General features: G+C 74.8%; 7 protein-coding genes. 3 read left to right on the top strand and 4 right to left on the bottom strand.

The annotated features are described in order from the left end of the window. The first annotated feature begins 34 nt into the window (after positions 1 to 34). Positions 35 to 1,633 (top strand): NAD(P)/FAD-dependent oxidoreductase, encoded by a 1,599-nt coding sequence (locus tag ABZW30_RS21055; protein ID WP_355672658.1) that lies wholly within the window; start codon positions 35 to 37, stop codon positions 1,631 to 1,633. Positions 1,634 to 1,772: 139 nt separating this feature from the next. After that, positions 1,773 to 2,384 (top strand): TIGR03086 family metal-binding protein, encoded by a 612-nt coding sequence (locus ABZW30_RS21050; RefSeq protein ID WP_355672657.1) that lies wholly within the window; start codon positions 1,773 to 1,775, stop codon positions 2,382 to 2,384. Between the two features lie 103 nt (positions 2,385 to 2,487). On the opposite strand, the gene ABZW30_RS21045 is transcribed toward ABZW30_RS21050, so the two are convergent. From ABZW30_RS21045 to hppD, 4 genes are all read right to left on the bottom strand, one after another. Next, positions 2,488 to 3,207, bottom strand: coding sequence for a hypothetical protein (locus ABZW30_RS21045; RefSeq protein WP_355672656.1), 720 nt, complete (start codon positions 3,205 to 3,207; stop codon positions 2,488 to 2,490). Between the two features lie 169 nt (positions 3,208 to 3,376). After that, the gene (locus ABZW30_RS21040; RefSeq protein WP_355672738.1) at positions 3,377 to 4,612 is read right to left on the bottom strand and encodes a PLP-dependent aminotransferase family protein; all 1,236 of its coding nucleotides are present in this window, start codon (positions 4,610 to 4,612) and stop codon (positions 3,377 to 3,379) included. An 81-nt stretch (positions 4,613 to 4,693) separates the two neighbouring features. Next, positions 4,694 to 5,809, bottom strand: a complete 1,116-nt coding sequence (locus ABZW30_RS21035) for an alpha-hydroxy acid oxidase (RefSeq protein ID WP_355672655.1) — start codon at positions 5,807 to 5,809, stop codon at positions 4,694 to 4,696. Beyond that, positions 5,806 to 6,906: a 4-hydroxyphenylpyruvate dioxygenase gene (gene hppD / locus ABZW30_RS21030; RefSeq protein ID WP_355672654.1), complete on the bottom strand. Its 1,101-nt coding sequence runs from the start codon at positions 6,904 to 6,906 to the stop codon at positions 5,806 to 5,808. The genes ABZW30_RS21035 and hppD overlap by 4 nt, the downstream gene beginning before the upstream one ends. Before the next feature lie 410 nt (positions 6,907 to 7,316). Here hppD and ABZW30_RS21025 point away from each other — a divergent pair. Further along, the coding region (locus tag ABZW30_RS21025) for an amino acid adenylation domain-containing protein (RefSeq protein WP_355672653.1) at positions 7,317 to 12,946 on the top strand (5,630 nt) is incomplete at its 3' end.

The raw sequence follows: 12,946 nt of genomic DNA, 5'->3' as shown, positions 1-12,946 counted from the left end.
TCCCCACCCCGGCGAAACGCCGTAGCGTGGCCGCATGAACACGCACGCGTCCTCCCGGTACGACGCCGTGATCGTCGGCGGCGGGCACAACGGCCTGGTCGCCGCCGCCTACCTGGCCCGCGCCGGGCAGCGGGTGCTGGTCCTCGAACGGCTGCCCCGGGTCGGCGGAGCAGCGGTCTCCACCCGGGCCTTCCCCGGGGTGGACGCCCGGCTGTCGCGCTACTCCTACCTGGTCAGCCTGCTGCCGCGGCAGGTGGTGTGGGACCTCGGGCTGCGTCTGGAGCTGCGGCGGCGCCGGATCGCCTCGTACACCCCCACCGCCCGCGACGGGAAGCCCACCGGCCTGCTGGTGGACGCCACCGACCCCGGCCGCACCCGGGAGTCGTTCCGGGCATTGACCGGCACCGACCGTGAGTGGCAGGCCTGGCAGCGCTTCTACGGGATGACCGCGCAGGTCGCCGAGCGGGTGTTCCCGACGCTCACCGAACCGCTGCCCACCCGCGCCGAGCTGCGCCGCCGGGTCGGGGACGAGGCCGCCTGGACGGACCTGTTCGAGCGGCCGCTCGGCGAGACGGTCGAGCGCGGCTTCGCCGACGACCTGGTGCGCGGCGTGGTCCTGACGGACGCGCTGATCGGCACCTTCACCCACGCTCACGACCCCTCGCTGCGGCAGAACCGCTGCTTCCTCTACCACGTGATCGGCAACGGGACGGGCGACTGGGACGTCCCGGTCGGCGGGATGGGGGCGGTGACGAACGCGCTGGCCGCGGCGGCGATGGCGGCCGGCGCGGAGATCCGGACCGGCTGCGAGGTCACCGCCGTCGCCACCGACGGCCGCGGCGACGCCGAGGTGTCGTACCGGCACCGCGACGGCGAGGCGACGGCGGCGGCACGCCGGGTCCTGGTGAACGCCGCGCCTGCCGCCCTGGCCCGGCTGCTGGGCGAGGACCCGGGGCCCGCGCCGGAGGGCGCCCAGCTGAAGGTCAACATGGTGCTGCGCCGCCTGCCGCGTCTGCGGGACACCGCCGCCGACCCCCGCGAGGCCTTCGCGGGCACCTTCCACATCGCCGAGGGCTACGGCCAGTTGGAGACCGCGTACACCGAGGCACTGGCCGGCCGGATGCCCTCGGCGCCGCCGTCCGAGATCTACTGCCACACCCTGACCGACCCGTCGATCCTGGGCCCGGAGGCCGTCCGGCAGGGGCTCCAGACGCTGACCCTGTTCGGCCTGCACATGCCCGCCCGGCTGTTCGGCGACCCGGCGGCCAAGGAACGCGCCCTGGCCGCCAGCCTGGCGCAGCTGGACGCGGTGCTGGCCGAGCCGATCGCCGACTGCCTGGCCACGGACTCCGACGGCCGGCCCTGCGTCGAGGCCAGGACACCGCCGGAGCTGGAGCGGGAGATCGGCCTGCCGGGCGGCCACATCTTCCACCGCGACCTGTCCTTCCCGTTCGCCGCCGAGTCCGGCCCGTTCCGCACCGAGGACACCGGCAGCACCGCCGCCCGCTGGGGCGTGGCCACGGCCCACCCGAACGTCCTGCTGTGCGGCGCGGGAGCCGTCCGGGGCGGCGGGGTCAGCGGCATCCCGGGGCACAACGCGGCGCGGGCCGTCCTGGAGGACCCGGCCGGCTGACAGGACCCGGTGGACGGTCACCCACGGCAACCGCCCGGTGGCCGTCCGGCCCGTGCAGGGGCCCGGCCACCGTAAACCTGGCAGGTCACTCCCAGTAGCGATTTACTGAGAGTGAGCAGGGCAGGAGGGAGGCCCTCCGATGGAATGTCCACACCCACCCGGGTTCCACACCGAGCTCCGTGAACGCTACATCGCCGCGGCGGCGGAGGTGACCCGCCTGCTGCGGGCCGTCCCCGAGGACCGCTGGACGGCACCCACACCCTGCCGCGACTGGGACGTCCGCACCCTGGTGAACCACGTGGCCGCGCAACACCTCTGGGTCTGCCAGGCGGTGGCCGGCTACACCTTCGAGGCGATCGGCCACCGCTTCGCGGGCGACGTCCTGGGGCGCAACCCCGTGGGCGTGTGGGCGATGGCCGCCGACACCGCGGTGCGCGCCCTCCACCAGCCCGGCGCCCCCGACCGCCTGGTGCACCTGCCGTACGGGCTGCGCGACGTCGGCGGGTACGCCCGCGAGCTGACCGCCGAGACCGTCGTCCACGGCTGGGACCTCGCCCGGGCGCTCGGCGAGAGCGGCCGGATGCCGCCGGGCGCCGCCCGGTACGCGCTCGCCGAGTTCGAGGGCTACCGCAACCTGGCGGGCACCGGCCTGTTCGACCCCCCGCTCACGACCGTCCCCGGTGCCGACGCCCAGGACCGGCTGCTGGCCCTCACCGGCCGCGACCCGCACTGGTCCGCCGAACGCATCTGAGGCCGAACTCGTGTGAGGTCGGACGCATGTGACGCCGAGCGGCCGACCGTCCCCGCGCCGGGCACAGCCCGGGCGCAGGGACGGGGGCGGAACCGCCGGGCCGTCAGGCGCGGGCCAGCTGCCAGCCGCCGAGGCCGTCGCAGGCGCCGGCGTTGTAGCTGGTGGAGCGGAAGCCGGGCGGGACCGGCGAGCCCGGGCAGGCCCACAGGCCCGCGCGAGCGGTGTTGTGACGCCAGGAACCGGCGCCGTCGCAGCCCCACGTGGTGTGGCCGGTGATCACGTAACCGGCGACCACCGGGGAGCCCGAGCAGGTCCAGATCCCGTCGTGCGGGAGGCTGTGCTGCCAGCTGCCGATGCCGCCGCAACCGGCCCGGAAGTGGTTGCTGATGACGTACCCGGGCACGACCGGCGAACCGGAACAGGTCCATATGCCGTCATGGACGAGGCTGTGACGCCACGAGCCGATGCCCCCGCAGCCGGAGGTCATGTGGTCGGTGATCACGTAACCGGCGACCACCGGGGAGCCCGAGCAGGTCCAGATCCCGTCCTTCGCCGGCTGCTGGTACCAGGAGCCCCAGCCGCCGCAGCCCTTGGTGTCGTGGTCCGTGATGACCCACCCGGCCGCGACCGGCTGCCCGGAGCACGCCCACTTGCCCGAGAAGCCCCACGCGGGCTTGGCCTCCGCCACGGACATGCCGGAGACCGTACCGCCCAGGACGACGGCCGCGACCAGCGCGAACGCCGCCGCGGCGGCCCCGATCCCCCGGCCGGTGACCACGGCCGTCGCGCGCTTGGCACGCTTCCACAGTTGACGCACCATCATGTTCTGTTCCACTCCAGTCGAGTCGGCGACCAGCAAGACTCCCGCCGCCGGGGTGTCCGGCGACGGGAGCGGGAGTCACCCTACGCGGAGATCAGGTGAGAATTTGATGGAAATCCCATGAAAGCCGGGACAGGGGGCCACCTTGTCCGAAACTCGCCGTGACGGCCTGTCAGTCCGCAGTCGGCAGCCGGCTCCCGATCAGATCGGCGAGGCGCGCCACCCCCTCGCGGATCTGCTCCGGTGTCACGACGCTGACGGACAGCCGCAGTTGGCGAGCCGCCTCGGGGGCGTCGTGGAAGTGCCGCATCGGGGTCCACAGCACACCGTGGTCGCGGGCCGAGACGGTGAGCAGGTCGTCGTCGGCGTCGAAGGGCAGGGTGACGACGAGGAAGAAGCCGCCGCCCGGGGTGTTCCAGTGCACCGGGCCGCCGGCCGGGAAGTGCGCGGCGAGGGCGTCGAGCAGGCACCGGAGGTTCTCCCGGTAGCGCGCGGTCTCCCGCTCGTTGGCGCGGACCAGGCTGCCCCCGTTCTCCAGGAGCTTGCCGGCGATCACGGCCTGGGCGATGGGCGGGGTGTTGACCGTCAGCATGCTCTTGAGCTTGGCGAGCTCGTCGGCGAACCGGCCGGTGGCACCGGACGGGAGCACCACCTCCTGGTCGGCGACCACGAAGCCGACCCGGGCCCCGGGCAGGCCGGTCTTGGCGTACGAGCCCAGGTAGACGACGCGGCGCCGGGTGTCCAGCGCCTTGAGGGTGGGGAGGCGTTCGCCGCCGGCGGTGAACAGGCCGTACGGGTTGTCCTCCAGGAGCAGCAGATCCTCGCGCTCGGCCAGGTCGAGCAGGGCGTGCCGGGTGGCCAGGTCGAGGCTGAGGCCGGACGGGTTGGAGTGGTCGGGCAGCAGGTAGCAGGCGCGCGGGCGCAGTCCCTCGGAGCGGGTCCGACGGAGCACCTCGGCGAGGTCGTCGAGGTCCACCCCGGTGGGGCCGCTGCGCACGGTGCGCACCGGCATGTCGACGAGCCGGGCGGCGCCGGTGAGGCCGACGTAGGTCGGGGCGACGGCGAGGACGGCGTCGCGCTCGTCGGAGCGCAGCGCGCGCAGGACCAGGAACATGGCCTCCTGGCAGCCGACCGTCACCACGACGGACTCCGGGTCGGCGTCGATGCCCTCGTCGGCGGCGAGGTTGCGGGCGACGAGCTCGTGGACGATGCCCTTGGTGCGGCCGTACTGGAAGAAGACGCGGCCGGCCTGTTCGGCGCTCAGCCCCCGCTCCTCGGTGAGGTAGCGCTCGAAGCGGTGCAGGTAGCGGTGGACGGCCTCGATCTCGAAGAACTCCTCGCTGGGGCGGCCGGCGGCCAGCGGGATCGCGTCGGGGTAGCGGCCGGCGATCTCGTTGAGGAAGTTCATCGACTCCAGGGCCGGGTCGGCCAGCGAGGAGTGCAGGGCGGAGAGTTCCAGCCGGGTGGTGGAGGTGGTCAACGGGGCCTCCTAGCAGGCGGGGTGGAGGGTGTGGCCGGGCCGGGTGACGGTGCGCAGGCTGCGCGCCTCGGCGGGTGAGGTGCAGCCGGCCAGGCCGAGGGCGTCGTCGAACTCGGCGGTCAGCAGGTCCAGGACACGGGCCACGCCGGCCTCGGCCGCGGCGGCGAGGCCCCACAGGACCGGGCGGCCGACCAGGGCGGCGTCGGCGCCGAGGGCGAGGCAGCGCAGGACGTCGACGCCGCTGCGGATGCCGCCGTCGACGAACACCTGGCAGCCGCTGCCGCCGACCGCGGCCCGGACCTCGCCGAGCAGGTGGACGGCGGGGACGGCGCCGTCGAGCTGGCGGCCGCCGTGGTTGGAGACGACCACGGCGTCGGCGCCGCAGCGGGCGGCGAGGGCGGCGTCCTCGGGGTCGAGGACGCCCTTGAGGACCAGCGGCAGCCGGGTGAGGCCGCGCAGTTCCTCGACGTCGGCCCAGGTGAGGGTGGGCGCGAAGGAGAGCGCGGTGTGGACGGCGACGGCGGAGCCGGGGGCGCCCCGGTGGGCGGCGGAGTCCGCGGCCTCGGTGAGGTTGGCGGCGGTGACCTCGGGCGGGAGGGTGAAGCCGTTGCGGATGTCGCGCAGCCGGCGGCCCATCCAGGGCACGTCGACGGTGAGCACCAGGGCGGTGCATCCGGCGGCCTCGGCGCGGCGGACCAGGTCGAGGCGCTGTCCGCGGTCGCGCAGCCAGTACAGCTGGAACCAGGTGGTGGCCCCGGTCGCGGTGATCTCCTCGATCGGGTAGCTGCTCAGGGTGGCGGCGGTGAACGGCACGCCTGCCTCGGCGGCGGCCCGCGCGGCGGCCAACTCACCCTCCGGGTGGGCGAGTCGGTGGTAGGCCACGGGTGCGACGGCGAGCGGCGCGGCGGCCCGGGTGCCGAGCAGTTCGGTGGCGGTGGTGCGGTCCGAGACGTCCCGCAGGACGCGCGGCACCAGGAACACCTCGTCGAGTGCGGTGCGGTTGGCGGCCAGGCTGGTCTCGGCGCCGCTGCCGCCGGCGATGAAGTCCCGGACGTCGGCGGACAGCAGGCCGACGGCGGCAGCCTCGACCTCGGCGAGGGTGAGCGGCTCCGGCACGGTCGTCACCGCTTCCCGCCGTCCTGCTTCAGGCGCTCGACCTCGACCGCCTCGTAGAGGGCCTTGATGTTGGAGCTGCCGAAGGTCTCGGCACCGATGCGCTCGATGACCTCGAAGAAGAGGGTGCGGCGCCGGTGGCTGGAGCGGGTGAAGATCTGGAACAGCTGGCCGCCGTGGTCCTCGTCGATCAGCAGGCTCGACTCCCGCAGTTCGTCGACGGTGTGGGTGCGCGGGGTGACCCGGGCGGCGAGCGCGTCGTAGTAGGCGCCGGGGGTGGTGAGGAACTGCACGCCGCGTTCGGCGAGGGTGCGGACCGAGTGGACGGCGTCGGCGGAGGAGAAGGCGAGGTGCTGGACGCCGGCGCCGCCGTGCTTCTTCAGGAACATGTCGATCTGGCCGGGGTCGGCTGAGGTGTCCGGCTCTATGACCGTCAGGGTGACGGTGCGGTCGGCGCTCTGGACGACCTGGGAGTTCATCGCCTGGGCGCCGACCTCGATCCGCTCGGCGAAGGTCCGCTCGAAGCCGAGGACGCTCCGGTAGTAGTCGACGGTGGCGTCCAGCTCGCCGCCGGGGACGCAGACGGCGAAGTGGTCGACCTCCACCAGGCCGGGGGCGGCGGCCGGTTCGGCCACGGACGGGGCGGGGACGAAGCCGGGCGGGAGCAGCCCCGGGTCGGCGGGGTCGCGCTGGACGAAGGTGTGCACGACGTCGCCGAAGCCGCCGACGGTCGCCACGACCGACTTGAACTCGCCCTCGACGGCGCGCGGTTCGGCGATCGGGCGGCCGCCGCGGCGCACCGCCTCGGCGAAGGCCGCAGCGGCGTCGGCGGTGCGCAGCGCAATGCCGGCGATGCCGTCGCCGTGGGCGAGCACATAGGCGGCGGCGGGGTGGTCGTCCTGCGCGGCCTCGGTCAGCGCGAGGCTGATCCGTCCCTGGGCGAGTGCCAGGCCGCACACCCCGTCGACGGCCGGACCGGCGGTGCCGACGACGGTGAAGCCGAAGCGCTCGCACAGGTCGGCCGCGGCGGCGTCGACGTCGGTGACGTGGAACTCCACGTGGTCGAGGCCGAGATCCGCGGGAAAGGCGGCGGTGGGCAAAGAGCTCATGCTGATGTCCTCTGCTCGCTCTGAGGGGCCGTTGGTGTGCCGGATCCGGACAGTAGTGGGGGCGCCTGAACGGTCGGCTCCGCTCCGGATGAACCGTTCCGCAGTCAACTCTCGTACCTAAGGGTGGACTTGGTAGGCGGCGCGCATACCAGAAACCCGGTCGGCGCGCTGACGGTTCGGCCAACGTTCGGATGATCTTCACCTGGGTGACGTCCGGAGCCACCGACGGCCGCCTGACCTGCGACTACATTGATCGACGCCACGGGACGTGACCGGCCGTCACCCGGATCCGGTGCGCTCATGAGCGCCCGTCACCGTGCCCCCGTCGCCTCCCGCGCCTCCGCGCCGGGCTGTTCGCCCGCCGCCGCGCACCCCGTACGATCCACGCCGACCAACCGGAGCCCTCAACGATGTCGGACGTCTCCCGCCCCACTTGGCCGCTGCTCGCCGGGCAGGCCGGCCTGTGGTTCGCCCAGCAGCTCGACCCCGCCTCCCCCGCCTACCAGGTCTCCGAGTGCACGGAGATCCACGGCGCGATCGACCCGGTGGTCTTCGAGCGGGCGGTGCGCCGGGTCGTCCGGGAGTGCGAGGCGTTCCGCCTGCGGTTCACCGCGGCCGACGGCAGCACGCTCCAGCGGGTGGTCGAGGACGAGGACTGGCCGCTGCCGCTCGTGGACGTGAGCGGGGAGCCCGACCCGTGGGCGGCCGCACTCGACCGGATGCGCGCCGACCTGGCCCGTCCGCTCGACCCCTCGCGCGGCCGGGGCTTCGCCCAACTGCTGTTCCGGGCCGCCGAGGACCGCTGGTTCTGGTACCAGCGGGTCCACCACGCCCTGGTGGACGGCTTCACCGGCCCGCTGGTCGCGGCCCGCGTCGCCGAGGTCTACTCGGCGCTGGTCGAGGGCCGGGACCCGTCCGCCGAGGGCGCCCTGCCGGCCTTCCGTCACCTGGTCGAGCAGGAGGCGGACTACCGCGCCTCGGAGGCGTACCCGGCCGACCGCCGGTACTGGCTGGAGCAACTCGCCGACCGCCCCGAACCCGCCACCCTGGCGGGCCGGACCGCCCCCGCCTCGCACCGTCACCTGCGGCACGAGATCGAGCTGGCCCCCGCCCACGCCGACGCGCTGCGCGCCGGCGCCCGGCGGCTCGGGGTCAGCCGCTCGGTGGTCCTGCTCGCGGCGGCGGCGCTGTACACCGGCCGTCTCACCGGCGCGCGGGAGGTCGTCCTCGGGCTGCCGGTGACCGCCCGGGTGGGGCGGACGGCGCGCGCCGTGCCGGGCATGCTCACCAACGTGCTGCCGCTGCGCCTGTCCGCGGACCCCGGCCGGACGGTCGGCGAACTGCTGCGGCACACCAGCGCGACGGCCCGCGAGGCGCTGCGGCACCAGCGGTACCGGTACGAGGAGATCCGCCGGGAGCTCGGACTCGTCGGCGGCACCGGGCAGTTGGCGGGCGCGACGGTCAACATCATGTCCTTCGACTACGACCTCTCCTTCGCCGGCCACCGCGCGACCTTCCACAACCTCGGCAACGGCCCGGTGGAGGACCTCGCGTTCGTGGTCTACGACCGGCAGGCCGGCCAGGGCATGCGGCTGGTCGTCGACGCCAACCCCGCGCTGTACGACGAGCGGGAGCTGGCCGGGCACGCCGAGCGGCTCCTGCGACTGCTCGACGTCCTCGCGGCGAGCGACCGCGACCTGCCGGTCGGCCGGATCGCCCTGCTGGAGCCCGCCGAGGGTGAGCGGCTCATCGCGGCCGGCACCGGGGCCGCGGCGGCGACCGATCGGACCACGCTGACCGAACTGTTCCAGGCCCGCGCCGCCCGGACGCCGGAGGCCACCGCCGTCGTGTGCCGGGACCGCAGGATGCCCTTCGCCGAGCTGAACGCCCGGGCCAACCGGCTGGCCCGGGTGCTGGTCGGACGCGGCGTCGGCGCCGAGGACGTGGTCGCGCTGGCGCTGCCGCGTTCGGTCGACCTCGTCGTCGCGCTGCTCGCGGTTCTCAAGACCGGCGCGGCCTACCTGCCCGTCGACCCGACCTGGCCCGCCGAGCGGATCGGGTACATGCTCGCCGACGCCCGGCCGGTGCTGGCGCTCGCGGCCGAGGGGACGGCGGCCGTCCTGGACGGGTGCGACGTCCCGGTCCTGCTGCCGGCCTCTCAGGCCGACGCCGACCACGACGGCCCCGCGCCGAGCGACGCCGACCTGACCGACGCCGAAAGGCTGCGCCCGCTGCTGCCCGAGCACCCGGCGTACGTCGTCTACACCTCCGGCTCGACCGGCCGCCCCAAGGGCGTGGTCGGGGTGCACGCCGCCGAGGTCAACCACCTGAGCGCGATCGCGCGCCGACACCCGTACCCGCCCGGCCGCCCGCTGCTGGCCAAGAGCTCGCTGAGCTTCGTCGACGGGTCGAGCGAGCTGCTGGGCGCCCTGCTGTACGGCGAGGGCGTGGTCCTCGCCGACGGCGAGCAGGCGAAGGACCCGGTGGCGCTGGCCGGGCTGATCGCCGAGCACCGTATCGGCCGGATCATCGTGGTCCCCAGTCTGCTCGCGGCGACGCTCGACACCGCCGACCCGGCCGAGCTGGCCGCCTGCGAGCTGTGGATCACCACCGGCGAGAGCATCCCGCCGTATCTCGCGGCCCGCTTCGCCGCCGCGCTGCCCGGCGCCCGGCTGGTGAACTTCTACGGCTCGTCCGAGATCTGCGGCGACTCCGCCTCCGGCGACTGCCGCCCCGAGCGCCAGCCGATCGGCCTGCCGTTCGACAACACCACCGCGTACGTGCTCGACGCCGCGCTGCGGCCCGTCCCGGCCGGCGCCGTCGGCGAACTGTACGTCGGCGGCGCCGCCCCGGCCCGCGGCTACCTGCGCCGCCCCGGCCTGACGGCGGAACGGTTCCTCGCCGACCCGTACGGCGGGCCGGGCAGCCGGATGTACCGCACCGGTGACCTCGCCCGCTGGAACGGGCACGGCGAGATCGAACTGCTCGGCCGGGCCGACGCCCAGGTCAAGGTACGCGGCAACCGGGTCGAGCCCGGCGAGGTGGAGGGGGCGCTCACCGGGCACCCGGCCGTGCGCCGGGCCGTCGTCGTGGTGCGCGAGGACCAGCCGGGCGACCACCGCCTGGTCGGCTACGTCGTCCCCACCGCGCCGGACGCCGCCGAGCCGGAGGAGCTGCGCCGGCACCTGCGGCGCACGCTGCCCGAGTACATGGTGCCGAGCGCGCTCGTCGTGCTGGCCGCCCTGCCGCTGACGCCGAGCGGGAAGATCGACCGACTCGCGCTGCCGGCACCGGAGTTCACCGGGGCGGGCGGCGGGCGCGGCCCGCGCGACGAGCGCGAGGCGCTGCTCTGCGCCGCCTTCGCCGAGGTCCTCGGACTGCCGGCGGTCGGTGTCGAGGACGACTTCTTCGCCCTCGGCGGGCACTCACTGCTCGCCACCCGCCTGCTCGGCCGGGTCCGGGCCGCGCTCGGGGTCGAGGCCCAACTGCGCGACCTGTTCGAGGCCCCGACCGTCGCCGCCTTCGCCGAGCGGACCGGCCGCGCCGCCGGATCCACCGTCCGGCCCGCACTGACCGCCGGTGAGCGACCGGTGGAGCTGCCACTGTCGTACGCCCAGCAGCGCCTCTGGTTCCTGGAGCGGATGGGCGCGGCCGGGGCGGCCTACCACCTGCCGCTGGCGGTCCGGCTCTCCGGCGCGCTCGACACCGAGGCCCTGGCGGCGGCCCTGAACGACGTCGTCGCGCGGCACGAGTCGCTGCGGACGGTCTTCGGCGAGGGCCCGGACGGGGAGCCGCGGCAGCGGGTGCTCGGTGCCGACCTGGCGTCGGTCCCCTACGCGGTCGTGGACGTCACCGAGGCGGACCTCGCCCCGGCGATGGCCGCCCACGCGGCGCCCGCCTTCGACCTGACGGCCGAACTCCCGCTGCGCGCGGCGCTGTTCCACCTCGCCGCGAACGAGCACGTGCTTCAGTTGACGGTCCATCACATCGCCGCGGACGGCGCGTCGATGGCACCGCTCGCCCGCGAGCTCTCGGCCGCCTACACCGCCCGGTGCGCCGGCACCGCCCCGCAGTGGGCCGAACTCCCCGTCCAGTACGCCGACTACGCGCTCTGGCAGCGCCGACTGCTCGACGACGGCCTGACCGAACGCCAACTCGGCCACTGGCGCGAGGCCCTGGCCGGGCTGCCGACCGAGCTGGAGCTGCCGACCGACCGGCCGCGGCCCGCCGTGGCGAGCCACCACGGCGGCACCGTTCCCGTCGCACTGTCCGCCGACACCCACCGCCGGCTCGCCGAGCTCGCCCGGGCCGAGGGGGCGACCGTCTTCATGGCGCTCCAGGCCTCGCTCGCCGTCCTGCTCGCCCGGCTGGGCGCCGGCGAGGACATCCCGCTCGGCACCCCGGTGGCCGGGCGCGGTGACGCGGCGCTGGAGGAGCTGGTCGGCTTCTTCGTCAACACCCTGGTGCTGCGCACCGACGTCTCGGGCGACCCGACCTTCCGTGAACTCCTCGGCCGGGTACGGGAGTCCGACCTCGCGGCCTTCGCCCACCAGGACCTCCCGTTCGAGCACCTGGTGGACGATCTCAACCCCGCCCGCTCGCTGGCCCGGCACCCGCTGTTCCAGGTCATGCTCACCCTGCAGAACAACGCCGAGGCCGTCCTCGACCTGCCGGGCCTGGACGCCCGGGTGGAACCGGCCGGCACCCCGGCGGCCAAGTTCGACCTGGCCCTGAGCTTGACCGAACGTGCCGACGGCGACTGCGAGTTCGGTGGGATCGAGGGCACCGTCGAGTACGCCGAGGACCTGTTCGACCGCTCGACGGCCGAGCAGGTGGCCGCCCGCTGGGCGCGGCTGCTCGACGCGCTCACCGCCGACCCGGAGCAGCGGATCGGCGCGGTGGGCATCCTCTCCGAGGATGAGCTGGAGCGCGTCCTGACCGTCTGGAACGACACCGCCGTCGAGGTACCCGCCGACACCCTCCCGGAGCTGTTCGAAGCGCAGGCCGTCCGCACCCCCGAGGCGACCGCCCTGGTCTTCGAGGGCGACGAGCTGACCTACGCCGAACTCGACGCCCGGGCCGACCGCCTCGCCCGCCTGCTGGCCGCCCACGGCGCCGGTCCGGAGCGGACGGTGGCGGTGGTGCTGGAGCGCTCGGTCGAGCTGGTCGTCGCCCTGCTCGCCGTGGTGAAGTCCGGCGCGGCCTACCTGCCGGTGGACCCGGGCCTCCCGGCCGAGCGCATCGGCGCCCTGCTGGCGGACGGCGAGCCCGCCCTGGTGCTCGCCACCGAGGCCACCCGCGCGGCGCTGCCGGGCCTCGCCCCCGAGCTCGTGCTGCTGGACGACCCCGCCGTGACGGAGCGGCTCGCCGCTCTCCCCGCCGGCCCCCGGCCGGCGGCACCGCACCCGCTGCACCCGGCGTACGTGATCTTCACCTCCGGCTCGACCGGCCGCCCCAAGGGTGTCGCCGTGCCGCACCGCGGCATCGTCAACCGGCTCGCCTGGATGCAGCACGCCTACCGGATCGGCCCGGACGACCGGGTGCTGCAGAAGACCCCGTTCGGCTTCGACGTCTCGGTGTGGGAGTTCTTCTGGCCGCTGCTCAACGGCGGCACGCTGGTCGTGGCCAGGCCGGGCGGGCACAAGGACCCGGCCTATCTGGCCGAGCTGATCCGCCGCGAGCGCATCACGATCACCCACTTCGTGCCGTCGATGCTCCAGGCCTTCGTCCAGGAACCGACCGCGGCCGGCTGCACCGGTCTGCGGGCCGTCCTCTGCTCCGGCGAGGCCCTGCCCGCCGACCTGCGCGACCGTTTCCTCGACCTCCTGCCGGGCGTCCCGCTCCACAACCTGTACGGACCGACCGAGGCCTCGGTCGACGTCACCGCCTGGGAGTGCGGCACGCCCGCGAGCGGCGTGGGCGTGCCGATCGGTCGACCGGTCTGGAACACCCGGGTGTACGTCCTGGACGGCTCGCTGCGCCCGGTCGCCCCCGGCGTGCCCGGCGAGCTCTACCTCGCCGGTGTCCAGCTCGCCCGCGG

It is taken from the genome of Kitasatospora sp. NPDC004669 (assembly GCF_040609455.1).
Taxonomy (GTDB): Bacteria; Actinomycetota; Actinomycetes; order Streptomycetales; family Streptomycetaceae; genus Kitasatospora.
Note: the sequence above shows the minus strand (reverse complement) of the source record. Positions and strands in the feature narration are given on the sequence as shown.